Origin of the sequence: Bartonella sp. Raccoon60 (assembly GCF_002022585.1) — a bacterium.
Taxonomy (GTDB): domain Bacteria; phylum Pseudomonadota; class Alphaproteobacteria; order Rhizobiales; family Rhizobiaceae; genus Bartonella; species Bartonella rochalimae.
In genome coordinates, this window is the sequence record NZ_CP019786.1 from 1432321 (window position 1) to 1457643 (window position 25323).

Genomic DNA, 25323 nt, shown 5'->3' on the forward strand with positions numbered 1-25323 from the left:
TTAAGCATTTTCAAAATCAATTTTTACTCTTATTTTTAAAAAACAAAAAAATAAATCTACTGAAACGTTATTTTTTTGTTGCAATTCGGAAAAGCCTACGCCATACAGGGAGTGTTTAGGTAAAAAGTGGTTCAAATTTTTAAGCGGGTGTAGCTCAGGGGTAGAGCACAACCTTGCCAAGGTTGGGGTCGTGGGTTCGAATCCCATCGCCCGCTCCATTAGTGAATGTAAACTTATTTTTAAACTATAAACTTTTTGAAGAGTCTTTCTTATCTATGATCCCAAAGTTCACAAAAATGATGAAGTGGACCACGTCCTTTTCCTACGTTTAAAGTACTTGAAGCAAATAAAGCGCTATTTAAATAATTTTTAGCTCTTTTGATTGCATCAAATAAAGGTTCCTTAGGTAAGAGTGCTGCAATCGCAGCCGAAAGAGTACAACCTGTGCCGTGATTATTGGTTGTACTGAAACGGGAAGCCTCCAGCATTACAACACCCTTGGAATCACAATAAATATCAGGACTAGAAAGATCGTAATAATTTGTAGTCTTGCAAGCAAGAACATCTAAATGCCCTCCTTTCAATAAAACAGCACCACACCCCAATGCCAAAAGTTGTGGACTTTGCTGATACATAGCATCTAATGACCATTGCACTTCATGATTCAACAACATTGCTGCCTCAGGTAAATTTGGTGTAATCAACGTTGACATGGGAATAAGAACACTACGAATAACTTCAATCGCATCAGGCTTCAACAGAACATCTCCACTCTTTGCCACCATAACCGGATCAAAAACAATGAAACGAGCTTTATAATGAGCCAAACGTTCTGCAATAATCTGTGCAATCTGAGCATTCGCCACCATTCCAATTTTGACGGCGTCTACATGAATATCTTCAAAAACCGAATCAATTTGATCAGCAACAAAAGAAGCATCCAATGCCTGAAAAGCACGCACACCCTGTGTATTCTGTGCAACAACAGCTGTAACTACGCTCATACCATAAGCTTTCATTGCCGAAAAAACCTTTAAATCGGCTTGCATTCCAGCACCACCAGAAGGATCAGTACCCGCAATGGATAAAATCCGTGGAATAAACTTACTTTTATCACTCTGTAATGTCATATGGTTCTTTCCTTATAATTTTAAATATTTTAAAAGGAGTATTTGAAAAAGTTTTAATTAAAGATGTTTTCTCATATAAATTGCATTATAAATAGAATTTCTTGATAGACATGAAATGGGAAATGTAGTGCTTATCTTTCGCTCTCTTCTTTTTACATTTGTTTTTTACATAACAACTTTTGTACAGATGATTTTTTACGCGCCTTTCTATTTTTTAATGCCGCGTAAACAAGCATGGATTGTGCCTAAAATGTGGGCACGCATTACATTGTTTTTACAAAAACATATTGCTGGAACAGACTATGAAATTGAAGGTATAGAAAATCTTCCCAGTGGGGCTTACATCATTGCTCCAAAACATCAATCCGCATGGGAAACTTTTAGCCTTGTTCCCTATTTTGATGATCCCGCCCTTATTATCAAACGTGAATTAATGTGGATCCCTCTTTTCGGTTGGTACATGGCAAAAACACAAGTTATTCCGATTAACCGGACAAGTCCTATTAAAGCCCTCAAAATCATTTTACACAATGCAAAACAAAAAGCGAAGCAGGGGCGCGAAATTCTCATTTTTCCTGAAGGAACGCGTAAACAACCTGGTCAAGATCCAGATTATAAACCAGGAATTACTGCTCTTTACAATGAGCTTAAACTTCAAGTTGTTCCTATTGCCCACAATGCTGGCTTATATTGGCCACGCAATAATTTTCGTCGCTATCCAGGAACAATCCGTGTTCGTATTCTTCCTCCTATCAAAGCTGGTTTAAATAAACGTGATTTTCTAGATCAACTCATTCAAAAAACAGAAAAGGCTTGTGATGAATTACTCCTATTAGCTGCTCAAGACCCTAATCCTCCTCCTATGCCGCCCTCTGCTGTTCAAAGACTTCAAATGCTTGGCCATCATTGGAAAGGACCTATACGTAATTAAAGATTCATCCTCTTTATGAATAAACAAAAATCTTTACAATAAAACTCCAACAATGCCAAACCACTTATAATGTCAAAATAATGGGGGAATTTATTTTATGCATCAACTCTTCTACACACTTTTTTTCTTTTTTATTCTGAGTATAATGAGCTCTCTAAGTTTAGCCCATCCTTTCATCTCTGTTGATGCCACAACTGGACGCATATTAAAGCATAATCAAGCTTTTGAACGTTGGTATCCTGCTTCTTTAACAAAACTAATGATGACTTATATTATTTTCCGAGCCATGAGCACAGGAAAAATTTCACCCCACAAGCATATCACCATCAGCAAAAATGCAGCGCAAGCGCCTGCTATTAATTCAGGTTATAAAGCTGGTTCTGTTCTTACACTTGATACGGCCTTAAAAATTACTTTGGTTAAATCCACAAATGATTTAGCTATTGCTATAAGTGAAGCTATTTCGGGTTCACAAGAAGCTTTTGTAAAACAAATGAATGCAGAAGCTCGACGTCTAGGTATGTTTGGAACCAATTTTACAAATACAAGTGGATTACCAAATCCAAATAATTACTCCACAGCACGGGATATGGCTCTTTTAGCGGTTCAAATCCGCCGAGAATTTCCGCAATATACTCATTATTTCTCTATTCCAGCCATTGATTTTGGCAATGGAAAAAAAATTCAATCTAATTCAAATAATCTTATTGGTCGTTTTGATGGCATAGATGGCATGAAAACGGGATTTATTTGTGCTTCCGGTTTCAATCTTGTCGCTTCAGCAACCAGAAATAAGCGAACAATTATCGTTGTTATTTTAGGATCGGAGAGCATCAATAAAAGAGAAGAAAAAGCAGCACAATTGCTCAATGCAGGATTTTCGGACAAAGGATCTCCTCAATCAACATTAGCAACATTAGAACCTTATGGTACGAAAATATCACAAATAACCGATATGAGACAACAAATATGTACACCTGAAGCTATAAAAATGCGTCTAAATTCTTATGATGAAGAAGGAAATATTATTCTCACCTCGCCTTTCATTACCGCTTTACCTTCCTCCATTCTTCCTTTGCAAGTAAAGCTCATCAGCGCACCGAAGATATTGAAAATCAATGGAAAAATAGTACGAGAAATTCCCATCCCATATAAACGACCTCCCTATTCACCTCCTATGATAAAAGCAGTCAACCACATTTAATATTTCAAATGCAAACAACACGTATTCCTGTCACTCTCATCACCGGTTTTTTAGGTTCTGGTAAAACAACTTTGCTTAATTATTTGCTTCAAGATCCTCTCTTAGCTAACAGTGCTGTTATCGTTAACGAATTCGGTGAAATAAACATTGACCATCTTTTTGTTGAAAAAGCAACAGAAGGAATTATTGAATTAACAAACGGCTGTTTATGCTGTAATTTGCGCAGTGATTTAGTCGATACATTAGTTGATTTAATTGATCATACTCAAAAAAAATATCTCAAAAAATTCAATCGCATTATAATTGAAACAACGGGTTTAGCTGATCCTGCTTCTATTTTACAAGTTCTTTTAAACCATCCTATTTTAACTCAAGCATTAGAGATTGATGCTGTTATTACAACATTTGATGTATTAAACTCTCCTCCTATTCTTGAATCTCATCCTGAAATACAAAAACAACTCGCTTTTGCTGACAAAATTATCCTTACAAAAACTGATCTTATTGATCATATAATTCCCCTAGATTTTCTCACCAACAAACTCAAAGCTCTTAATCCCACGGCACAAATCATCATTTCCCATTCTGATCAATGCAACTCACATGAATTAATAAATAAAATAATTCGGAATAAAAAAGAAGGTAACATAGAGCTAAAAAAATGGCTTCCCACTGTTCCACATGATCATTCTCATTATCAAAATTTTCGCGCTTTTTCATTAGATTGTAATGAACCGATTCACTTTGCTACGTTAAAAGTTTTTCTCAACCTCTTAAAAGATCTTTATGGTGAAAAATTACTCCGTATAAAAGCCATTATCGCATTGCACGATAATCCACATAGTCCACTTATTCTTCATGGTGTACAAACATTTTTTCATCCACCAATAAGGCTTCCAAAGTGGCCAAAAGGCATTACAAAAACTCGCTTTGTCATCATTACTCATGGTGTTGAAAAAAAGGCAATACAAAAACTCTTTGATGCTTGTTTAAATAAACCAGCACTAGATACTCCAGACAAAACTGCTATCTTAGATAATCCTTTACTCATTCCAGGAGTAAAATTTTAATCTCCTTTGCACAGTAACAAATCAACTGCTCACATACAATTCACGTTATATTACTCTTATAACTGAAAAATTGTATATTCTTAATATAGCTCATCCTTATATAGCTCATCCTTAGAAAGCCATAGCAACTGAATCTTCATCAATAAAATGTTCAAAAACATAACGTTTATCATAAACAGTAATTTTGGGAGGTTTACGATTTGTTTCAAAAAAATCATAGCCTTCTTTGAGCATCATCCAAAATTCATAATGAGGGCTTGTATAATGACGTTGCATATTAGCATCAGTCATACGAAAAGGAAAAGCATGTAACTGAAACTCTTTTTGCCCGCCTTTAAAAGCATCCCGTGCAAAGGCGTAGATTTGTGCCATATTCCTGTCATTCATTGAATAGCAGCCTACAGAAGAACAAGCTCCATGAACCATAAGATAGCTCCCTGTACGGCCATGAATCTGATCATAAAGATTAGGAAAACCTATATTAAAAGAAAGATAATATTTCGAATAAGGGTTCATTTGGTTTTCCTGAACGGTATAAAAACCTTCTGGAGCTTGAAAATCGCCTTCTCGATATTTAGGCCCAAGCCGACCTGACCATTTGCAAATGTCATAACTTACAACAAGAACAAATACTCCTGAACGATTTTGTTTCCAAATTTCAGCAATATTATCTTCCTTAAAAAATCGCATCATAATTGGTGCATACTGATCAATATCGTTCATAGCCATTTTATTGAGGATTTCTCGAGGCAATGATTGTTCAATTTTAGCTTTGAAAGAAGTAGGTAACCTCTCCTGACATGCCATTAACATTCCAGTTAGAATAAAAAGCGCTGCTGAAAACAATCTCTTTAATTTCATTTAAAAAAGGTCCTTGACAGTAAATATATTAATTCAAAGAACGACCAATCTGAAGATATTTTTCCCAACGCTCTTGTTTAATAATTTCACCATCTTTACCAGTCATAGACTTTAAAGCGTCTGAAATAATATTACCTGTTGCTTCAATTACAATTTCTTTTCCTCTATGTGCTCCTCCCAAAGGCTCAGGAATAATACCATCAATAATCTGTAACTTATAAAGATCTTGAGCAGTAATGCGCATATTCGTCGCAGCATCCTTTGCACGAGTTGAATCGCGCCATAGAATAGAAGCTGCACCTTCTGGTGAAATAACCGAATAAATCGAGTGCTCCAACATATAAACTTTATTAGCTGCCGCAATTGCTATCGCTCCCCCAGAACCTCCTTCTCCAATAATAACGGAAACAACAGGGACCTTTAAGCGTAAAGTTGCAGCTGTTGATTGTGCAATTGCCTCTGCCTGCCCACGTTCTTCAGCACTCACACCAGGATAAGCGCCCGCCGTATCAACAAAAGTCAGTAATGGTAATTGAAAACGATCAGCCAATTCCATAATACGAACAGCTTTGCGATATCCTTCTGGACGTGCAGAACCAAAATTATGGTGCAAGCGGGTTTGGGTATCATGCCCTTTTTCTTGACCTATATAAGCAATTGCTTCACCTCTAAAGCGTGCAAAACCAGCTTGAATAGCTGCATCTTCAGCGAATTTACGATCACCTGCCAAAGGTGTAACATCAGTCAACAATTGCGCTGAATAATCCATAAAATGAGGTCTATCAGGATGACGAGCTACTTGTGTTTTTTGCCATGGTGATAATTTTTTATAGAGATCTCTCAAAGCTGTTTGAGAACGCGTTTCAAGACGTGCAATCTCATCACTCATATTAAGGCTATCCTTTTCTTGAGCGATTTTTTTTAATTCAAGAATTTGCAGATCAAGATCAGCAACTGGTTTTTCAAAATCAAGATAATTATACATTGCATCCAACTTGTTTTGTATAATTTATACACTTATAATTTATTTTATAAAGTATTTTTCAAAAGATCATCTTTTCTTTACCTGACCTTACACTAATCAACAAGCGGATGATGCTCATTAACCAAACGATGCAACCTAGCTTCCAGTACATGTGTATAAATTTGAGTTGTAGAAATATCACGGTGACCTAACAAATGTTGAACCGCACGTAAATCAGCACCATTTTGCAACAGGTGGCTTGCAAAAGCATGGCGCAATACATGAGGAGAAAAGTTTTCACTTTGTATTCCTGCTCTTTTAGCGAGATCTTTTAATCCGCGAGCAACAAATTGGCGTGCAATATATCCAGTAGATGAACGAGCAGGAAAAAGGTAAATGCTTGTTGCGTCTTTTCTCTGATCACGCACACTCAACCACTGCAACAGAATTTGACGTGCTTTCTCTGATAAAAGTACCACTCGCTCTTTTTCACCCTTCCCGCGAACCAAAATAAATTGCTCTTTTCCTCGCACAGCTTGAACTGGAAGACTAACTAACTCACTGATACGTAATCCCGTCGCATAAAGCATTTCAAGCAACACCTGAAAACGCAAAGCACGGTAATAATTCTGGGTTCCAGACTCTGCTTGCTCTGTCTCCAATTGCGCAAAATCTAATAATTTTGTCATCGCATCTTCACTGATAATTTTCGGCAAAGGACGTCCTTGACGTGGTGAATCAATATCACTAGAAGGGTCATCTTCTCTTAATCCTTCAGCATAAAGAAATTGAAAAAATTGACGTAAAGTTGATAACCGACGCGCTTGTGAAGTTGCTGCGCAACCAGCTTTCTGCATGAGAGATAAAAGATTGATTAAATCTTCTCTTTGCGCCGAAAAAAACGAAATAGAGTGCGAAGATAATTTATTTTGTGCCCATTGTAAATCATGTTGATAAGCTAAAAGTGTACAAACAGAAGCCCCTCGCTCCGCACTCATCATTTCAAGAAAACGATCTATGACAGCATCATTTTTCATGTATTTTCTTTCGAAGATTCCTTTAATAAATCTAAAGGCACATCAACATTTATATCCACGGTCACTGGTTCAACATAAACCACAAGTGCAACCATAATGCTAAAAAAAATAATAATTAAAATGAAAAATATTATTAAAAATCGAGTTAATGTTGGCATGAAAGTAAACTATTCCAAAAAAATCTTAATTTTCTATCGTATCTGATAAAGATTAACAGGTCTTGACTTTAAGATAGATAAATATCGAAATAAAATCATGAATAATAATTATTTTAAAATATCCCCACAACATAAATAAAAAATCAACTGTTACTGTATCTTAATTGTTAAACACTCATACTGGCCGGTCTCATGAGTGCAGAAAAATCAATGATTAAAAAACATGTCGTTATTATGTATAATTTACTTTATTTATGATACTGATCAAGAAATCGAAAAAGCAGCACAAATAACAATTTCTGAATTCTTTTAAACTTATAAAAAATAAAGTTTCACACTTTTGAACAAAATATCATTTAAATATCCTTAAAAAATCTCCCTCATTTTAGCAACAAGCAAAGCAGCTTATATACTGAAAAACCATACCTCAAATTAAATATAGCACAAAATAGATCTTAATATTCTCATTGAACGTATTTTAAAGTATCCTGGCTATTGCTTTAAAAAAGACTTAAAAATCACCAAAACTCATAGAATAATGCTACTCTAGCTATGCAAAAGCAAACTTAACGATTAGTAATCATAGCAAACATTAAGAAGCATAAAATATTACACGATCCACACAATGCTAATTGCACAACAAAATATATGAAACTGAAGCACACACATTCCTTAATCTTGGCCACACATTTGGACACATGCTTGAAAGAACAATTACCTACAATTCAAACTGCTTAATCCATGGTGAAAGTGTAGCGATTGAAATAATTTAGCTCACCAATTTTCTACTCAACTGAATTTAATAAATCCCACACTAACACAACCTATTCAAATACATTTTAAAGCTGTTGGTTTACCTACAAAATTACAGGATATTCCAAAACTTGAAATGTTAATGACTTTAACAGTATAAGATTAAGAAAATAGTCTCACTCTCGCCCTAACATGTAAGCTCAGTTAATCATTCATTGCAAAACATCTTGATCGCATTGAATATCATTTTAAATTTTCTAAAATAAAAATTAATGAAAACGGGCTCATAAATATTTATAATGATTGATTAAACTCGACGTTTTCGCTATAAAATTAAATATGATTGGGTCTGCGTAGCTCAGTAGGATAGAGCACAGGATTCCTAAGAAATTGGGCACTTTCAGAAGAAATTCTAAAAGTGAATCTGCTCAAATTCGGGGAAAACTTCACAGGAATTTGTATGTCAATCCCGAGCCAAGTCTCTTTTTAAATTAAAGAGAAAGGTGTAGAGACTGAACGGGCAGCACCTAAAAAGCATAAGTTTTAAGGTGAAGAGACAGTCCAGACCACAAACAGTTTTGCTGATAAAGCTGGCGGTGAAAATCGAAGTGGTATGAATCCTGGGGTCGTAGGTTCGAATCCTACCGTAGACACCACTATATAAGTTACGATTGTTACTTTGAATCATTAAGGAAACGTTATGAAAAAACTCTACTTAAGTTTATTATCCTTCAATCCGATTACTGCCTTCGCTGGATCTTTGGTGATCAATGTACCAGATGTCCCGGAGCCTATGATAAAACAGGTTGTTTATCAATGTGATACTGGAACAAATAAAGAAAAAGTCGAAGCAACTTATCTCAATGCTGATAATATTTCGTTAATCGATTTTAAATGGAAAGGTGAACGCATTGTCGGTGCAAATGTCATCGCTGCGTCAGGATCAAAATACGCAGGAGCCCAGTATATTTGGTGGGAATCTAAAAACGAAGTTACACTTTTTGACCTTATTAATGATCCAGAAGAAAAGAAACCTATTTTTTGTAAAATAGAAGATAAGCAATAATAAGTTTTTATCCATTAGGTTTACATTCGTCTAAATTTCACGATTTCTTCTTTTTATGATTATGAAATAAAAGAGAAAGTGGTTCTTTTAAAAAATCCTTTGATTGATCTCGATGAACTGCTGTTTGTGACAACAACATAGAGGTTATTGGTGTTGTCATAAACAAAAAAATCATCAACAATATCTCATGAATAACAAATACATGATCCACATGTATTGAATAAAAAAAAGAAGCAATAATAATACTGCTTCCTCCCCAACTTGTACTCAATGAAGATGTATGCAAACGTTCATAAAAATTAGAAAAACGTACAAGCCCTATTGTTCCAATGAGAGTAAGACTAGATCCCAGTATTAAAAAAAAGCTAATTATAAGAGCACTCCAAAGTGAAATATCATCTTTCATTCAATAATTTCTCCACGCATTAAAAATTTTGCCAAAGCAATACTCGATATAGGACCTAAAAGACTAATAATGAGAACAGCTTCAAAATAAATAGTTGTTCCTGAACGAATATCAAACGTCAGAAATAAAAGGATAGCAGTCATATAAAGAGCATCCAAACCAACAATGCGATCTTGTGCTCTTGGACCACGAACCAGTCGAAACAATGCTAGAATCATCGCCAAACTTAAAAAAAACTGTGAAAGATAAAGTCCCCAATAAAGAATAACCATACTCATGAAAAAATCTCCAAAAGCAATTGTTCATATCGCTGCTTGATCAACTGTTCATAATCATTTCCATCTATTAAATTTAAGACATGAATTAAAAGTTGATTATTTTTGCTATTATAAGCAACCCAAACAGTACCTGGAGTAACTGCCAAGATACATGCTAAAATAGCTAAGGCAACTTGACTTTCAAGCGCTAGAAAAATAACAACAAAACCAGATTTTTGTTTTTTACGCCTTTTTGTTAAAATAAACCAAGCTACTGAAATATTTGAAGAGATAGAATCTATAAATACCCGGAATAATAATAGAAAAACCGCTTTCCAACTCTTAATGGTGGCTGTTTTCATCTCAATAAGCTGCATCATTAAACTACTGAACAAAGCAATAACAATGCCTAAAAGAAATTGGCCTAAATTAAAACCGTTTAAAATCACCCACATTAAAACAATCGCACAACTAAAAAAAGGATATGCAAAGAAGCGATTCATCAATTTTTCTCCATCTTTTTTAGAGAAAAATCAGTTAAAATACTACTGATATAATTTTTAGGAGAGTGTAAAACTTTAGCAGTTTCATACATATAATGGCTAACAGGTCCAGCCATTATTGTTGCAACAAAACACAAAACTAAAAGAGCAGCAATAGGTGTAAATTCGATTACTTGCACACGTGGAATTTTACCTTCAAGAGAAACCCAAAAAATTCGAATACCGGCTCTTGTCATTGAAATTAAAGTTGCAAAACCGGAAATAATAATAAAAATTACAAAAAGCCAATCCTGTAAAACTGGCATATATGCGGCAGAATTCCCTTCTTTGGGATTTAAAATTGCCATAATCATCATAAATTTTGCAATAAAACCAGATAAAGGAGGTAATCCAATAATTAAAATAGCACAAATAGCAAAACAAGCACCAAGAATTGCCAAAGTTACCGGTAAATAAGTACCTACTTTATCTTCTTCTTCCTCTTCTTCATCATTATACACTTCCGTTGTAACATCTAAAACATCAGTGGTGACGTCCTGATCACGCTCAACTAATTCTACCAAAAGAAAAAAAGCTCCCAAGGCTAAAGTTGAAGAAACAATATAAAAAAGCGCACCCGCTGTTAACAGTGTATTTCCAGTCCCAATTGCTGTTAACACTGTTCCAGAAGATACAAGAACACTATAAGCCGCTAAACGACCCAAAACTTGACTAGCCAACACTCCAATAAAACCAAAAGTTAAAGTCGCAAGCCCACCATAAAATAAAATCGTAGAACCAAAATGGGTAAAATATCCACTTTCAGGACCAAACCATAACAATGTTAAACGTAAAATAACATAAATACCCACCTTGCTCAAAATCGCAAAAGAAGCACTCACGGGAGCCGCTGCTGCACAATAAGTTGGTACCAACCAAAAATTAAGTGGCCACAGACCAACTTTAAGCAATAAAGCAACACCTAAAAGGGCTACACCTATTTCAAATAAAACAATATCCGTAGAAGCGATATATCTTATTTTAACCGCCAAATCAGCCATATTAAGCGTGCCCACTATTCCATAAATTAGAGCCGTACCAGTTAAAAACAAAAATGAAGCAAAAAGATTAATCACTATATAATGCATACCAGCACGAACGCGTGATTGACCTGATCCATGTAAAGCAAGCCCATAAGAAGCAGTTAACATAACTTCAAAAAATACAAATAAATTGAATAAGTCACCTGTCAAAAAAGCACCATTAATGCCTACTATCAAAAATTGCATCAATGACTGAAAATGGGGACCTACCTTATACCAATAAGCTTGTGAGAAAATAAACGTAGCAGCAGTCAATACACTTGAAAGTAAAAGCATCAAAGCACTTAAGCGATCAAGAACCAAAATGATAGCGAAAGGAGAGGGCCAATTACCAAGTTGATAAACATCTGAAGCCGGCGCTATTTCAAGAGTACGTAGACACAATAAAATAGAAATAACAATCAATAAACCCGCAGAAGAGAGACTAATAAGTGACTTAAGCTGTGAATTACGTTCATCATAGAAAAGAAGAAGTGCTCCAGTACTTAATGGCAAAAGAATAGGCAAAATAAGTAGATGCTGTAACCAAATTTCCATCACTTTGCCTCATGTCCATCAACATGATCCGAACCTGTTAAGCCACGTGACACCAAGAGAATAACCAGAAATAAAGCTGTCGTTGCAAAACCAATTACAATCGCTGTCAAAACCAAAGATTGCGGAAGAGGGTCAGCATAGTTTGCTGGATTGATCGCACGAGATGGATCAACAATAGGGGCTGCATTGCTACGAGGCCTGCTCATTGAAAAAATAAAAAGATTTATGCCATAAGAAATTAACGACAAACCAAGAATAACCTGAAAAGTTCGTGGACGTAAAAGCAGCCAAATACCGGATCCAACGAGAACACCAATACCTAAAGAAAGAACAACTTCCACTAACTTTCTCCTTTTTTCAAATTAGGTTTTTTACTAATTCGATAAACGCGAATGGATTGATGTGCAATTGCAATTAAAATAAGGATAGTTGCGCCCATCACGAGAGAAAACACCCCTAAATCAAATAAAAAAGCAGATGCAATAGGAATTTTTCCAACCCAAGGAAGATTCATATATTGAAAAAAAGATGTTAAAAAAGGATATTTAAAAAACCAAGAACCTACCCCCCTGTTGCTACCGATAATAACAAACCGAAACCCATCCAACGCAAAGGCAAAACCCTTAAATGACTTTCCACCCAACGAATATTAGTAGCAAGATATTGTAAAATAAATCCTATTGCCAAAGTAATACCTCCAGCAAATCCACCTCCTGGAAGATTATGGCCACGTATAAATAGATAAATTGCAAAAGTAATAATAAGAGGAAAAAGCCAATGCATAATAACAGAAGGAATAAATAAATAATCTAATAAAGTATCCCTCTCTTGATAATTAATCCGTTCTTTATCAAAAACCGTCTGCATATGATGTTGAAAAGGAGCTATGCTTTCAGGTGCAGGACGAAAACGCCGTAAAAGAGCAAAAACAGTCAGTGCAACAACACCTAAAACCACTATTTCTCCCATTGTATCAAAACCACGGAAATCAACTAACAAAACATTCACAACATTGCGCCCACCAGTATCAAAATAAGCCCGTGTAAGAAAAAAGTCAGAAATTGTCATTCTTTGTGGACGCGTCATTACCGCAAATGATAGCCACGCTATACCTGCACCACTGACAAATGCTATGATAAAATCACGAACACGACGTAAATACACTAAAGATCCAACAGATACAGAGGAAGAAGGATGCAAACGCTTAGGTAACCAACGTAAACCAAGAAGTAACAATACTGTCGTCACCACTTCAACAACCAATTGTGTTACCGCTAAATCAGGAGCAGAAAGCCACAAAAAGGTCGCACAAGTCATTAAACCAGCGCCTCCCAACAGCATTAATGATACAAAACGATGAAACTTGGCCTGCCAAGCAACTAAAAATGCACAAAATCCGCCAATCAACCAAATAACAATAAAAGAAAAATCAAGAGGAAAAAGTGGCAATGGACCTGCTGAAATTAACCCATCACACCACAGTAAAAGACCAACAAATGCAAAACACACGAAAAGGACCCAACATAACTGAACTTGTAAACGACGTGTTGATAAAAAAGATTCTGCTATACATGGCCATTTCCAAAAAATAATCATAAAAATACGCTCAAAAATACGTAATCTTTTTAAAGAACGAAAAAGAGGCACTCCCTCATTACATGATAAAAAATAATGATACCCTAAAATATAAAGCAATGCACCCCCTGATAAAGCAACAAAACTCATAATTAAGGGAGTATTAAAACCATGCCAAACAGCTAAATTATAAGAAAATGTTGTTGGTCCTAAAACAGCTACTATGGCATTATCTAAAATAGATCCGATTGTTAAATTAGGAAAAATACCCACTGCCAAACAGATAAAAACCAATAATTCTATTGGAAAACGCATAAAGCGTGGTGGCTCATGTGGTTTTTTGAGTAAATGAACAGGTTCAGGTCCGAAAAAAACACTGTAAATAAAGCGTATAGAATAGGTTACGCTGAACAAACTAGCTAATGTTGCTATATAAGGTGTAATCCGATTCAACCAAGATTCCATATGGATTTCAACTGTTTCAGCAAAAAACATTTCTTTTGATAAAAAACCATTAAGCAAGGGCACACCAGCCATTGCAGCACTCGCAACTAAGGCAAGAGTTCCTGTAATAGGCATATAACGAAAAAGGCCTGTCAATTTACGCATATCACGCGTACCTGTCTCATGATCAATGATACCAGCTGCCATAAATAATGACGCTTTAAAAGTAGCATGATTAGCCATATGAAAGATCGCGGCAACACAGGCAAGGGGACTGTCAAGACTCAAAAGCGTAGTAATCAAACCAAGATGGCTAAGCGTCGAGTAAGCAAGCAGACCTTTCAAATCTTGCTGAAACATTGAAAAATAAGCACCAAGAAGTAATGTTATTAATCCTGAAATACCAATAAGCCAAAACCAAACGTCTGTTCCAGATAAAACAGGCCACAGTCGAACAAGCAAAAATAAACCTGCTTTTACCATTGTTGCCGAATGTAAATAAGACGATGCAGGTGTTGGAGCAGCCATTGCGTTGGGTAACCAAAAATGAAATGGAAACTGTGCACTTTTTGTTAATGCTCCTAATAAAATACAAATAAGAATCGGAATATAAAGAGAACTGGACCGAATGAGATTTCCAGATTCTAGGACCTTATCCAGATCAAAACTACCAACAATATGGCCAATCAATAAAACTCCGATCGGCAGTGCAAAACCGCCTAAACCAGTAACTGTTAAAGCTATACGCGCACCATCACGCGCACTGGTATTATGGTACCAATAACCAATCAATAAAAAAGAAAAAATACTAGTAAGTTCCCAAAAAATCACCAAAAATACGAGATTTCCTGATAAAATTATTCCCGTCATTGACCCCATAAAGGCTAGAAAAAAGGAAAAAAATCGTGGAACTGGATCTGCTGGATTCATATAATAACGTGCATAAACAACAACAAGAAACCCTATCCCTGTAACTAAAAGGCAAAAAAGCCATGATAAACCATCTATGCGGAGGGTTAGATTAACCCCCCATTCTGGAAGCCAAGAAAGATCTAAACGTACGACACCGTTTCTACAAACCGCTGGATACAGCATAATTGTCAAAAGAAGGCTAAAAAGTGCAATAGCTCCAGCAAACCAAGCTTCATTATTTCTAGCAGTTGAACGAAAAAAACCAATGATAAAACTACCACTAAAAGGAAGCAAAACAAGCAATATTAACATTGCTTCCCGTGTTGTCATTAGCTGAACTCCATTTTATTTTTAATATTCTATCATTGGCAAAATAAAAAATGTAAAATCATTCTTCCTTTCACACTTATAACAATAGATTTAAATAAAACTTAAAAATGTAAAGAATTCTCACAAAATGATCACTTCATACACAAAATCTACATAAAATATTTCAAAGTTTTTTACCTCTTATATCCTTTACCCTTTGAAAAAACTGGAAAAACATTGCTTGCGAGGTCCATGGAAAGGTTGATAGCTATTATCACTTTGAGTATAAGAACGATAATGAGCTTTACAATACGCAATATGCTGCTTCATATTCCATAGCTTCTTTTCCTCTAGAACAAAAGAAGTCGTCGATTTGTCGTTTTGGGCTGATATAATCTTTCGAGGCATATTTTTCACATCTGAAGATGTATACGCAACAAATGCTTTTTCAGGATACCACCAACCGTCATTATATTTACGATAACCATGCCGATAATGACGATAACCTTTAAAACCATTCAGTTCCTTACGCCCAGTAACTTTCAAAAAAGCTGAATCATTTTGAACAGAAAGCTGATCAACTGCTTTTGCCTTAACACCACTCTTATGCACCATATTAGAAATATTGGTTGTTATAATAAAAATACTGGCAATCGCTACAATAGACAAAATGGAATATAAGTTTTTAATAATGAACATAACATACATCTCAAAACAATTGAATAAAAACCAAATTACAGAAAGTCTTCTTACTGCCACCAAATGAAAATAGATTTTCTCACTGCTATTTTTTCCTTGAGACATTCTGTTGCTATATGTACTAAACGCTAATATGAACAATAAGATCCTTCAAACGAGAACGAATAGCCAATGATTGGGACTCCTTATTATCTTATCGATAAATCTAAACTCATAAAAAATATGAAGACTATTGCTCACTTACGAGCAATATCAGGAGTAAAAGTTTTACTTGCTTTAAAATGTTTTGCGACATGGAGTCTCTTTGATGTTATGTCCCAGTATATGGATGGCACCACATCATCATCCCTTTATGAACTCCGCTTAGGAAAAGAAAAATTTGGAAAAGAAACCCATGCTTATTCAGTTGCATGGGCCGATGATGAAATTGACGAAGCCTGTGGTTATGCAGATAAAATCATTTTTAATTCAATTCAACAATTGAAACGCTTTGCTAACACGACAAAAACAATTCAACGAGGCTTAAGATTAAACCCAGGCATCAGTGCATCAAATTTTGATCTTGCAAATCCCTCCCGTCCTTTTAGCCGTTTAGGAGAAACGAATCAGGATGCTATTAAAGAAGCCTTACCTCTCATTAACGGTTTAATGATCCATAACAATTGCGAAAATAGTGATTTTAATCTTTTTAATCAAATGCTTAACCACATTGAAGAAAAATTTAAAGAACTCTTTGTTGCAATTGATTGGATCAGTCTCGGTGGAGGAATTCACTTTACCGCTGAAAATTATCCTTTAGAAGATTTAGCAAAACGCTTAAAACATTTTTCTCAAACCTATGGTGTAACTGTTTTTCTGGAACCAGGAGAAGCTGCCATTACCAAAAGTACTACCTTAGAAGTTAGCGTTCTTGACACATTATATAATAAAAAAAATCTTGCCATTGTTGACAGTTCAATTGAAGCACATATGCTTGATCTTTTAATCTACCGTGAAAATGCCAAATTAGAACCAAATCATGGTCCTTATGAGATTATGGTTTGCGGCAAATCTTGTCTTGCTGGAGATATTTTTGGAACATTTCAATTTCCTGAACCCCTGAAGATAGGTGACAAATTATCCTTTCAAGACGCTGCAGGATACACAATGGTTAAAAAAAATTGGTTTAATGGCGTTGCAATGCCGGCTATTGTCATTAAAGAATGTAATGGGACCTTAACACTTCAACGTCAATTTAGCTATAATGATTATAAAAATAGCCTTTCATAACAAACACAACAAATAAAAATCATCATGCAGCAGTATTAAAAGGAGATGAACCCACAATGAAAAAAAACGTTCTTATTATTGGTGCTGGCGGTGTTGCACAAGTTGTTGCTCATAAATGTGCCCAAAACAATGATCTTCTCGGTGAAATTCATATCGCTTCACGAACACAAAAAAAATGTGACGCAATCATTGCTTCCATTCAAGAAAAAAAAGCTACAAAAGTAGAAGGCATTATCAAAAGTCATACACTCAACGCAATGGATGTTGAAGAAACTGTCAAACTTATTCAAAAGACAAAATGCGAAATCGTTATCAATGTTGGCTCCTCTTTTCTTAATATGTCTGTTCTTTCAGCTTGTATTGAAACAAAATGCGCTTATATCGATACAGCGATTCATGAAGATCCTTTAAAAATTTGTGAAATACCCCCTTGGTATGACAATTATGAATGGCCCAGACGTCAAGAATGCGAAAAAGCAGGTATCACTGCTATTTTAGGCGCAGGTTTTGATCCTGGTGTTGTAAATGCTTATGCAGCATTAGCACGCGATAGCTATTTCGATACAATTACCGATATTGATATTATTGATATCAATGCCGGAAACCATGGACGTTGGTTTGCTACAAATTTTGACCCAGAAATTAACTTTCGGGAATTTACAGGACAAGTATGGTCATGGCAAAATAAAAAATGGACTTCTAATCAAATGTTTGAAATCCGTCATGAATGGGATTTACCCGTTGTTGGAAAACAAACGGCTTATATGACAGGACACGACGAAATCCATTCATTATCTAAAAATCTTGATGTTCCCAATATTCGTTTTTGGATGGGTTTCAGCGAACGTTATATTACTGTCTTTACCGTTCTTAAAAATCTTGGACTCTTATCCGAACAACCTATCAAAACAGCAGAAGGTCAAGAAGTTGTTCCTTTAAAAGTTGTGAAAGCTGTTTTACCTGATCCTGCCTCTTTAGCACCAAATTATACAGGAAAAACTTGTATTGGAGACCTTGTTAAAGGCACAAAAAATGGAAATCCAAGAGAAGTATTCATCTATAATATAGCTGATCACAAACAAGCTTTTAATGAAACTGGCGCACAAGGAATTTCTTATACAGCTGGAGTTCCTGCAGCAGCAACAGCTATGCTTATCGCTACTGGTGAATGGGATGTTAAAACTATGGTGAATATAGAAGAACTACCGCCACATCCTTTTCTAAAATATCTTGATCATATGGGACTGCCAACTTATGTAAGAGAACAACAAGACGATAAGAAATTACAATTTTAATTTATTTACGGAATGAAAACACAATAAAACCGCCTTTAAAAAAGCGGTTTTATCAAAACATAAAGATATTAAGGGAAAAAACTCTCCCATTCTGCTTTCAAAAAGACCTATGGAATCTTGTTAGAAAGTAACTTTAGGTATGAAGAGGTTTAGAAAATGTCGCTAAAGCTGCTTCTCGCACAGCTTCCGATAAAGTAGGATGTGCATGACAACAACGCCCTAAATCCTCTGATGAACCACCAAATTCCATCAGAACTGCAATTTCATGGATCATTTCACCTGCACCAAATCCAAGAATATGCCCACCCAAAACTTGATCTGTCTTTTTATCAGCAAGAATTTTAACAAATCCATCATTCTTTTGCATTGCACGCGCACGCCCATTTGCCATAAAAGGAAATTTTCCAATGTTATAACTAATACCTGCTGCTTTAAGCTCTTCTTCTGTTTTACCTACACTAGCGATTTCTGGTTGTGTGTAAACGACACTGGGAATAACATCAAAATTAACATGGCCTTTTTGACCAGCTAAAATTTCAGCCACGGCAACACCTTCTTCTTCAGCTTTATGAGCCAACATTGGACCTTTAACAACATCACCAATCGCATAAATTCCTGGAACATTAGTTTGCCACTGTGCATCTATCTTAATAAAACCGCGTTCATCCATCTGAACACCTGCTTCAGCCAAACCCAGCCCCTCTGTATAAGGAGAGCGTCCTGTAGCAATCAAAACAACATCAGCTTCTAAAGTCTCTTCAGCACCACCTCGAACAGCTTCAAAAGTTACCTTAGCAACTGAATTAGATTGAGTCACAGCTGTTACCTTCGCACCAAGCTTATATTCAATCCCTTGTTTTTCCATTAACTTCTGAAATTGTCGTGAAACTTCACCGTCCATCGATCCTAAAACTTTATCAAGAAACTCTACAATAGTAACTTTAGCACCCAAACGACTCCACACGGAACCAAGCTCTGAGCCAATAACACCCGCACCAATAACTACCATGCGTGCAGGAACTTTTTCAAGTGCAAGTGCTCCTGTCGAAGACACAATCACTTTTTCATCGATTTCCACATTCACACCTGGAATACCTGATACATCTGAACCTGTAGCAATAATAATATTCTTTGTTTCAATCTTGTGTTGATTGCCATCTTTGGTAAGAATTTCAATCTGACCTGCACTTAAAATTTTTGCAGTGCCATGAAAAGTATCAATTTTATTTTTTTTCATCAAAAAAGAAATGCCACTTGTATTAGCTGTTACAACAGCCTTTTTATGCGCCATCATCTTATCAAGATCAAGCTTAGCCTGAGAAATAGAAATACCTAGCGTTTCAAAACCATGTTGCGCTTCAGCAAATAATTCCGAAGCATGTAACAATGCTTTAGAAGGTATACAGCCAATATTAAGACACGTACCACCTAATGTTGCACGTTTTTCGATAATCGCAGTTTTGAGACCCAATTGAGCAGCTTTTATTGATGCCACATAACCACCTGGACCAGCTCCAATTACAACAACATCATAAGACATCTGTCTCCCCTTTCATCCTCAAAAACTGTATTTTTATAAATCAAGAACAAGACGTTCCGGATCTTCCAAACTTTCCTTAACACGCACAAGGAAAGTAACAGCTTCTTGCCCATCTACAATACGATGATCATAAGAAAGCGCTAAGTACATCATTGGACGAATGACAATTTGTCCTCCGACCACCATTGCACGTTCTTTAATTGCATGCATTCCCAAAATACCAGATTGTGGTGCATTCAGAATCGGTGTTGACATTAATGACCCATAAACGCCGCCATTAGTAATAGTGAATGTTCCACCCAACATATCCGCGACCACCAATTTTCCATCGCGAGCAAGGCGCCCTAAACGACCAATTTCTTTTTCAATTTCTGCAATTGACATTTGATCTGCATTGCGAACAACCGGAACCACAAGTCCTTTATCCGTTCCAACAGCAATCCCAGCATTAACATAATTTTTATAAACAATATCTGTTCCATCAATTTCCGCATTAACAGCAGGAAGTTCTTTTAATGCATGACAAACAGCTTTGGTAAAAAAGCCCATAAAGCCAAGCTTAACGCCATGCTTTTTTTCAAAAAGATCTTTGTAACGTTTACGCAAATCCATAACAGTAGACATATCAACTTCATTAAATGTGGTTAACATTGCTGCTGTATTTTGCGCATCTTTAAGACGGCGTGCAATTGTCTGACGCAACTTTGTCATACGAACACGCTCTTCGTGCACTGTATCCACAGATATAGCAGAAGAAACAGAAGCTGATGTTTTTGTCCCCGCTAAAACATTAAGAACATCTCCCTTGAGAATCTGTCCACGCTTTCCAGAACCTGAAAGATCACTTTTCTCTATGTTATTTTCAGCCATTAATTTTGCTGCTGAAGGAGCAGGAGGCATCGTTCCTCCTAAAGAGGAAGTCGATACAGACGCTGCCATAGGAGAAGATGTCGGCGTAGATATCACAGAAGGTGATGCAGGTGGTGCGGATGATACAGAAACACCATCAGCTCCTGCTTCAACCATTCCTAAAAGAGCATTCACTTCAATTGTATCACCTTCTTTTGCAATGATTTCAGATAACTTTCCAGCAACAGGAGAAGGAACTTCAACAGTTACCTTATCAGTTTCTAACTCGACCAAAGGCTCATCCATAGCTACGGCTTCACCAATTTTTTTAAACCATTTGCCAATTGTTGCCTCAGTAACTGATTCGCCCAAAGTAGGAACACGGATTTCAGTAGCCATAATATTTTTCCATACGTCAGAGTAGTAATAAATTAAGAACCTAACGCGTCTTCAAGAAACGCGGCAAGCTGTTCAAGATGTTTCGACATTAAGCCAGTCGCAGGCGATGCACTTGCAGAACGCCCAGCATAACGTGCACGCGAATAACGTGCACGAATATGAGTCAGAACCCATTCTAAATAAGGCTCAATAAATGACCAAGCTCCCATATTTTTGGGTTCTTCTTGACACCAAACAATTTCTGCCTTTAGAAAGCGCGACAATACGTCCACCAGAGCCTTTGCCGGGAAAGGATAAAGCTGTTCAACACGTAACAAATAAACATTATCAATTCCCCTCTTTTCACGTTCTTCATAAAGGTCATAATAAACTTTACCTGTACAAAGAACAACACGGCGAATCTTGCTGTCTTTTTGTAATTTAATCACAGAACTTTTAAGGCATTCTGCATCATCAAGTAACAAGCGATGAAAATTTGTTCCAGGCCCCATTTCACTTAAAAAAGAAACCGCTCGTTTATGACGCAGAAGTGATTTTGGTGTCATCAAAATCAATGGTTTACGAAAATCACGTCTAATTTGGCGACGCAAAATATGAAAATAATTTGCAGGAGTTGTACAATTTGCAACCTGCATATTATCCTCTGCACACAATTGCAGAAAACGCTCTAAACGGGCTGAAGAATGCTCTGGCCCTTGTCCTTCAAAACCATGAGGTAATAAACACACAAGACCAGACATACGAAGCCATTTACGCTCAGCGGATGAAATAAACTGATCGAAAATAACCTGAGCACCATTAGAAAAGTCACCAAATTGTGCTTCCCAAAGTGTTAAACCACGTGGCTCAGCAAGTGAATATCCATATTCAAAACCAAGAACAGCTTCTTCAGAAAGCATAGAATTTACAACCTCATAAATAGCTTGTCCCTGTTGTAAATTATTTAAAGGAATATAACGGGCTTCATTTTCTTGATCATAAAGAACTGCGTGACGTTGCGAAAAAGTTCCACGTTCAACATCTTCACCAGAAAGGCGAACCGGTGATCCTTCTAAACACAAAGAACCAAAAGCTAAAGCTTCAGCTGTTGCCCAATCAATACCCTCACCAGATTCAAACATTTGAACACGATTATTTAAAAAACGCTGAATCGTTTTATGTATATGAAAATCTGATGGAACTTCGACAAGTTTTCGTCCAATCTCCTTTAAGGTTTTTAATTCAACACCTGTCATTCCATAGCGCTGTTCATCACTACTACTAGCAGCTTTAATACCTGTCCAACTCCCATCAAGCCAATCAGCCTTATCAGGTTTATAAGAAGCACTCGCTTCAAATTCACTTTCAAGCTTATCGCGCCACATTTGTTTCTTTTGTTCAACTTCTTGAGGATCAATGACTCCTTCAGCTATTAGTTGATTACTATAAAGTTGAACTGTCGTTTTATGATTACGAATCGCTTTATACATAAGGGGCTGTGTAAAGGAAGGTTCATCACCTTCATTGTGTCCGTAACGGCGATAACAAAACATATCGATGACCACCGGTTTATGGAAGATTTGACGGAATTCCGTTGCTACTTTTGCTACAAAAACAACAGCTTCTGGATCGTCTCCATTTACATGAAAAATTGGTGCATCGATCATTTTCGCAACATCTGATGGATAAGGTGACGAACGTGAAAAGCGTGGATTAGTTGTGAATCCAATTTGATTATTGATAATCACATGAATCGAACCAGCAACACGGTAACCCCTCAAATCTGAAAGACCAAACGTTTCCTGAATAACACCTTGCCCTGAAAAAGCTGCATCACCGTGAATAAGAAGCGGTAAAATTTTCGAGCGTTCACTTAACGGTACAACCTCCGTGCGATTATAACCAATAAGTTGATCTTGCTTAGCACGTGCCTTTCCAATCACAACTGGATCAACAATCTCAAGATGAGATGGATTAGGCAAAAGTGATAAATGAACTTTTTTACCATCAAATTCACGATCAGCAGAAGTCCCCAAATGATATTTTACATCACCTGATCCCTCAACATCATCAGGTTTATAAGAACCACCTTTAAACTCATGAAAAATAGCTCGATGCGGTTTTTCAAGAACTTGAGAAAGAACATTTAAACGACCCCGGTGAGCCATCCCAAAAACTATTTCTTGTACCCCCAAAGCACCACTGCGCTTAATAATCTGCTCAAGAGCTGGAATAAGCGCTTCACTCCCATCAAGACCAAAACGTTTTGTGCCCTTATATTTTACATCCAAAAACTGCTCAAAACCTTCAGCTTCTATAAGCTTATTAAGAATAGCTTTTTTACCCTTTTGTGTGAAGGCAATTTGTTTATCTGGCCCCTCAATACGTTCCTGAATCCAAGCTTTTTGAGCAGGATCTGAAATGTGCATATATTCTACACCAATCGTCGAACAATACGCACGATTAAGGATTTCAAGCATCTGCGGGATGGTTGCGTACTCTAATCCCAAAACATTATCAATAAAAATCGGACGTTCGTAATCAGCAGGACTAAAACCATAAGCTTCTGGTGATAACTCTCTATAGTCTTCCCGATTTCCAGCCAGTTTAAGTGGATCAAGTTGTGCATGAAGATGCCCCCGAGCTCGGAAAGCACGAATCATCATAAGCGCATGAACAGAATCACGTGTTGCTTGAATAATATATTCTTCGCGAGACATTTTTCCATTTTGTACAGGATTAACAGCTGCTTTCTCTTTTAATTTATCTCCAAAATGCTTCTCAAGTGCAGACCAATCACTATCTAAAGCAGAAACTAGCTCTCCACTTTCTTTTAATGGCCAATGATCCCGTTGCCATGTCGCTCCTTCAGCATTCTTGAGCACATCTTCTTTACTCTCTTGAAAAGTTTCAAAAAAATCACACCATTGTCGATCAACATTGGTAGGATTCTTTTTATATTCGGCATAAAGTTGATCTATATAATCGGCATTTCCACCATATAAAAATGATGTTTGTGTAAAAAGATCATTCTTCTCATCCTGCCTTGCCATATACTTTTCCGGAACACTCGTTCCGTCTCCTTAATGTACCCGCTTTTCTTTTTAAAATAAGAATCGGAAAATTGTAAAAAAGTTTTTATTTTTATACCCATATTTTATCTGAATGGATGACATCCACTCAGATAAATTCTTCTTTTAACACTTCAACTAAAGTCTTGCCTATTTGTGATGGTGAAGGAGAAACTCGAATTCCAGCTGCTTCCATTGCCGCAATTTTATCTTCTGCCCCACCTTTACCACCAGAAATCACTGCACCAGCATGTCCCATTGTCCGTCCCGGAGGAGCTGTACGACCAGCAATAAAACCAACCATTGGTTTTTTACGACCTTTTTTTGCTTCATCCTTTAGAAACTGTGCTGCTTCTTCTTCAGCAGAACCACCAATTTCACCAATCATAACAATAGATTCGGTTTCATTATCAGCTAAAAACATTTCCAACACATCAATAAATTCAGTCCCCTTAACGGGATCTCCCCCAATACCAATAGCTGTTGTCTGCCCAAGTCCTTCATGACTCGTTTGAAAAACCGCTTCATACGTTAGAGTTCCCGATCTTGACACAACTCCAACAGAACCTTTTCTGAAAATAGAACCTGGCATAATACCAATTTTACATTCATCAGGAGTGAGAATACCCGGACAATTAGGACCAATTAAACGCGACTTTGATTGCTCTAATTTAGCCTTAACCTTAACCATATCCATAACCGGTATACCTTCTGTAATACAGACAATTAAACCGATTTCAGCTTCAATAGCTTCTATAATAGCATCAGCAGCCCCCGCAGGAGGAACATAAATAACAGAAGCATCAGCCCCAGTCTTTTCTTTACCTTCCACAACACTGGCAAAAATAGGAAGAGTTTCACCCTTTGATCCCTTCCATGTTTCTCCGCCTTTTTTGGGATTAATACCGCCAACCATTTGCGTACCATGGTAAGCAAGTGCTTGTTCTGTATGAAATGTCCCCGTTTTCCCCGTAAGCCCTTGAACAAGAACTTTTGTATCCTTATTAATAAGAATTGACATGG

The 25323-nt window shown here is 36.5% G+C and carries 20 protein-coding genes, 1 tRNA gene and 2 pseudogenes; 8 read left to right on the forward strand and 15 right to left on the reverse strand.

Features of this window, described 5'->3' with window-relative positions; translation table 11 throughout:
• Nucleotides 1-143: 143 nt before the first annotated feature.
• Nucleotides 144-218: transfer RNA gene (locus Bra60_RS06360), tRNA-Gly, on the forward strand.
• A 51-nt stretch (nucleotides 219-269) separates the two neighbouring features.
• Here the strand turns inward: Bra60_RS06360 and thiD are convergent.
• On the reverse strand, nucleotides 270-1130 hold the full coding sequence (gene thiD, locus Bra60_RS06365) for a bifunctional hydroxymethylpyrimidine kinase/phosphomethylpyrimidine kinase (protein ID WP_078688972.1): 861 nt from the start codon (nucleotides 1128-1130) through the stop codon (nucleotides 270-272).
• A gap of 115 nt (nucleotides 1131-1245) precedes the next feature.
• Between thiD and Bra60_RS06370 the strand changes: the two genes are divergently transcribed.
• From Bra60_RS06370 to Bra60_RS06380, 3 genes are all read left to right on the forward strand, one after another.
• Nucleotides 1246-2061 (forward strand): lysophospholipid acyltransferase family protein, encoded by an 816-nt coding sequence (locus Bra60_RS06370; RefSeq protein ID WP_078688973.1) that lies wholly within the window; start codon nucleotides 1246-1248, stop codon nucleotides 2059-2061.
• Between the two features lie 97 nt (nucleotides 2062-2158).
• Nucleotides 2159-3265, forward strand: a complete 1107-nt coding sequence (locus tag Bra60_RS06375) for a D-alanyl-D-alanine carboxypeptidase family protein (protein WP_035006448.1) — start codon at nucleotides 2159-2161, stop codon at nucleotides 3263-3265.
• An 8-nt stretch (nucleotides 3266-3273) separates the two neighbouring features.
• Nucleotides 3274-4335 (forward strand): CobW family GTP-binding protein, encoded by a 1062-nt coding sequence (locus tag Bra60_RS06380; RefSeq protein ID WP_078688974.1) that lies wholly within the window; start codon nucleotides 3274-3276, stop codon nucleotides 4333-4335.
• 111 nt (nucleotides 4336-4446) lie between these two features.
• Here Bra60_RS06380 and Bra60_RS06385 read toward each other — a convergent pair whose 3' ends face one another.
• From Bra60_RS06385 to Bra60_RS06395, 3 genes are all read right to left on the reverse strand, one after another.
• Nucleotides 4447-5196 (reverse strand): L,D-transpeptidase family protein, encoded by a 750-nt coding sequence (locus Bra60_RS06385; protein WP_078688975.1) that lies wholly within the window; start codon nucleotides 5194-5196, stop codon nucleotides 4447-4449.
• Nucleotides 5197-5224: 28 nt separating this feature from the next.
• Entirely contained in the window at nucleotides 5225-6181 is a 957-nt protein-coding gene (locus Bra60_RS06390; protein WP_078688976.1) for an acetyl-CoA carboxylase carboxyltransferase subunit alpha, read from the reverse strand.
• A 92-nt stretch (nucleotides 6182-6273) separates the two neighbouring features.
• Nucleotides 6274-7197, reverse strand: a complete 924-nt coding sequence (locus Bra60_RS06395; RefSeq protein ID WP_078688977.1) for a site-specific tyrosine recombinase XerD — start codon at nucleotides 7195-7197, stop codon at nucleotides 6274-6276.
• An 805-nt stretch (nucleotides 7198-8002) separates the two neighbouring features.
• Here Bra60_RS06395 and Bra60_RS06400 point away from each other — a divergent pair.
• Both Bra60_RS06400 and Bra60_RS06405 read left to right on the forward strand, forming a co-directional pair.
• Nucleotides 8003-8256: pseudogene (locus Bra60_RS06400) on the forward strand (3-dehydroquinate synthase family protein); the annotation flags it as partial.
• A 552-nt stretch (nucleotides 8257-8808) separates the two neighbouring features.
• A complete protein-coding gene (locus Bra60_RS06405) occupies nucleotides 8809-9174 on the forward strand; it encodes an MliC family protein (protein ID WP_035006445.1) in 366 nt (121 codons plus the stop codon).
• A gap of 37 nt (nucleotides 9175-9211) precedes the next feature.
• Here the strand turns inward: Bra60_RS06405 and mnhG are convergent, their stop codons facing one another.
• From mnhG to Bra60_RS06440, 7 genes and pseudogenes are all read right to left on the reverse strand, one after another.
• Nucleotides 9212-9580 (reverse strand): monovalent cation/H(+) antiporter subunit G, encoded by a 369-nt coding sequence (gene mnhG, locus Bra60_RS06410; RefSeq protein WP_035006444.1) that lies wholly within the window; start codon nucleotides 9578-9580, stop codon nucleotides 9212-9214.
• On the reverse strand, nucleotides 9577-9858 hold the full coding sequence (locus Bra60_RS06415; RefSeq protein ID WP_078674055.1) for a K+/H+ antiporter subunit F: 282 nt from the start codon (nucleotides 9856-9858) through the stop codon (nucleotides 9577-9579). The genes mnhG and Bra60_RS06415 overlap by 4 nt, the downstream gene beginning before the upstream one ends.
• Nucleotides 9855-10340, reverse strand: a complete 486-nt coding sequence (locus Bra60_RS06420) for a Na+/H+ antiporter subunit E (RefSeq protein WP_035006442.1) — start codon at nucleotides 10338-10340, stop codon at nucleotides 9855-9857. The genes Bra60_RS06415 and Bra60_RS06420 overlap by 4 nt, the downstream gene beginning before the upstream one ends.
• Complete coding sequence (locus Bra60_RS06425; RefSeq protein WP_078688978.1) at nucleotides 10340-11959, reverse strand: monovalent cation/H+ antiporter subunit D; 1620 nt, start codon at nucleotides 11957-11959, stop codon at nucleotides 10340-10342. The genes Bra60_RS06420 and Bra60_RS06425 overlap by 1 nt, the downstream gene beginning before the upstream one ends.
• Nucleotides 11959-12300 carry a Na+/H+ antiporter subunit C gene (locus Bra60_RS06430; protein WP_078688979.1) on the reverse strand — a complete coding sequence of 114 codons (342 nt, stop codon included), beginning with the start codon at nucleotides 12298-12300 and terminating at the stop codon, nucleotides 11959-11961. The genes Bra60_RS06425 and Bra60_RS06430 overlap by 1 nt, the downstream gene beginning before the upstream one ends.
• Nucleotides 12300-15220: pseudogene (locus Bra60_RS06435) on the reverse strand (monovalent cation/H+ antiporter subunit A). Before Bra60_RS06435 ends, Bra60_RS06430 begins: the two are co-directional and overlap by 1 nt.
• A gap of 189 nt (nucleotides 15221-15409) precedes the next feature.
• A complete protein-coding gene (locus tag Bra60_RS06440) occupies nucleotides 15410-15898 on the reverse strand; it encodes a BA14K family protein (RefSeq protein ID WP_078689070.1) in 489 nt (162 codons plus the stop codon).
• 171 nt (nucleotides 15899-16069) lie between these two features.
• Between Bra60_RS06440 and Bra60_RS06445 the strand changes: the two genes are divergently transcribed.
• Nucleotides 16070-17167 carry a carboxynorspermidine decarboxylase gene (locus tag Bra60_RS06445; RefSeq protein ID WP_078688981.1) on the forward strand — a complete coding sequence of 366 codons (1098 nt, stop codon included), beginning with the start codon at nucleotides 16070-16072 and terminating at the stop codon, nucleotides 17165-17167.
• A 56-nt stretch (nucleotides 17168-17223) separates the two neighbouring features.
• Nucleotides 17224-18462, forward strand: a complete 1239-nt coding sequence (locus tag Bra60_RS06450) for a saccharopine dehydrogenase family protein (protein WP_078698168.1) — start codon at nucleotides 17224-17226, stop codon at nucleotides 18460-18462.
• Between the two features lie 133 nt (nucleotides 18463-18595).
• On the opposite strand, the gene lpdA is transcribed toward Bra60_RS06450, so the two are convergent.
• The 4 genes from lpdA to sucD all read right to left on the reverse strand — a co-directional run bounded on the left by lpdA (nucleotide 18596) and on the right by sucD (nucleotide 25321).
• Nucleotides 18596-20002 carry a dihydrolipoyl dehydrogenase gene (gene lpdA, locus Bra60_RS06455; protein ID WP_078688983.1) on the reverse strand — a complete coding sequence of 469 codons (1407 nt, stop codon included), beginning with the start codon at nucleotides 20000-20002 and terminating at the stop codon, nucleotides 18596-18598.
• 33 nt (nucleotides 20003-20035) lie between these two features.
• The gene (odhB, locus tag Bra60_RS06460; RefSeq protein WP_078698169.1) at nucleotides 20036-21250 is read right to left on the reverse strand and encodes a 2-oxoglutarate dehydrogenase complex dihydrolipoyllysine-residue succinyltransferase; all 1215 of its coding nucleotides are present in this window, start codon (nucleotides 21248-21250) and stop codon (nucleotides 20036-20038) included.
• A 32-nt stretch (nucleotides 21251-21282) separates the two neighbouring features.
• The gene (locus Bra60_RS06465; RefSeq protein ID WP_078698170.1) at nucleotides 21283-24282 is read right to left on the reverse strand and encodes a 2-oxoglutarate dehydrogenase E1 component; all 3000 of its coding nucleotides are present in this window, start codon (nucleotides 24280-24282) and stop codon (nucleotides 21283-21285) included.
• Between the two features lie 127 nt (nucleotides 24283-24409).
• On the reverse strand, nucleotides 24410-25321 hold the full coding sequence (gene sucD / locus Bra60_RS06470; protein ID WP_078698171.1) for a succinate--CoA ligase subunit alpha: 912 nt from the start codon (nucleotides 25319-25321) through the stop codon (nucleotides 24410-24412).
• Nucleotides 25322-25323: the final 2 nt, after the last annotated feature.

What these genes read in the sequence shown, in the direction of transcription:
- mnhG (WP_035006444.1), bottom strand. Translation starts at nt 9,580, where the DNA reads ATGAAAGATGATATTTCACTTTGGAGTGCTCTTATAATTAGCTTTTTT.
- Bra60_RS06450 (WP_078698168.1), top strand. Translation starts at nt 17,224, where the DNA reads ATGAAAAAAAACGTTCTTATTATTGGTGCTGGCGGTGTTGCACAAGTT.
- Bra60_RS06370 (WP_078688973.1), top strand. Translation starts at nt 1,246, where the DNA reads ATGGGAAATGTAGTGCTTATCTTTCGCTCTCTTCTTTTTACATTTGTT.
- Bra60_RS06465 (WP_078698170.1), bottom strand. Translation starts at nt 24,282, where the DNA reads ATGGCAAGGCAGGATGAGAAGAATGATCTTTTTACACAAACATCATTT.
- sucD (WP_078698171.1), bottom strand. Translation starts at nt 25,321, where the DNA reads ATGTCAATTCTTATTAATAAGGATACAAAAGTTCTTGTTCAAGGGCTT.
- Bra60_RS06425 (WP_078688978.1), bottom strand. Translation starts at nt 11,959, where the DNA reads ATGGAAATTTGGTTACAGCATCTACTTATTTTGCCTATTCTTTTGCCA.
- Bra60_RS06395 (WP_078688977.1), bottom strand. Translation starts at nt 7,197, where the DNA reads ATGAAAAATGATGCTGTCATAGATCGTTTTCTTGAAATGATGAGTGCG.
- thiD (WP_078688972.1), bottom strand. Translation starts at nt 1,130, where the DNA reads ATGACATTACAGAGTGATAAAAGTAAGTTTATTCCACGGATTTTATCC.
- Bra60_RS06420 (WP_035006442.1), bottom strand. Translation starts at nt 10,340, where the DNA reads ATGAATCGCTTCTTTGCATATCCTTTTTTTAGTTGTGCGATTGTTTTA.
- Bra60_RS06390 (WP_078688976.1), bottom strand. Translation starts at nt 6,181, where the DNA reads ATGTATAATTATCTTGATTTTGAAAAACCAGTTGCTGATCTTGATCTG.
- Bra60_RS06445 (WP_078688981.1), top strand. Translation starts at nt 16,070, where the DNA reads ATGATTGGGACTCCTTATTATCTTATCGATAAATCTAAACTCATAAAA.
- Bra60_RS06440 (WP_078689070.1), bottom strand. Translation starts at nt 15,898, where the DNA reads ATGTTCATTATTAAAAACTTATATTCCATTTTGTCTATTGTAGCGATT.
- lpdA (WP_078688983.1), bottom strand. Translation starts at nt 20,002, where the DNA reads ATGTCTTATGATGTTGTTGTAATTGGAGCTGGTCCAGGTGGTTATGTG.
- Bra60_RS06380 (WP_078688974.1), top strand. Translation starts at nt 3,274, where the DNA reads ATGCAAACAACACGTATTCCTGTCACTCTCATCACCGGTTTTTTAGGT.
- Bra60_RS06375 (WP_035006448.1), top strand. Translation starts at nt 2,159, where the DNA reads ATGCATCAACTCTTCTACACACTTTTTTTCTTTTTTATTCTGAGTATA.
- Bra60_RS06405 (WP_035006445.1), top strand. Translation starts at nt 8,809, where the DNA reads ATGAAAAAACTCTACTTAAGTTTATTATCCTTCAATCCGATTACTGCC.
- Bra60_RS06415 (WP_078674055.1), bottom strand. Translation starts at nt 9,858, where the DNA reads ATGAGTATGGTTATTCTTTATTGGGGACTTTATCTTTCACAGTTTTTT.
- odhB (WP_078698169.1), bottom strand. Translation starts at nt 21,250, where the DNA reads ATGGCTACTGAAATCCGTGTTCCTACTTTGGGCGAATCAGTTACTGAG.
- Bra60_RS06385 (WP_078688975.1), bottom strand. Translation starts at nt 5,196, where the DNA reads ATGAAATTAAAGAGATTGTTTTCAGCAGCGCTTTTTATTCTAACTGGA.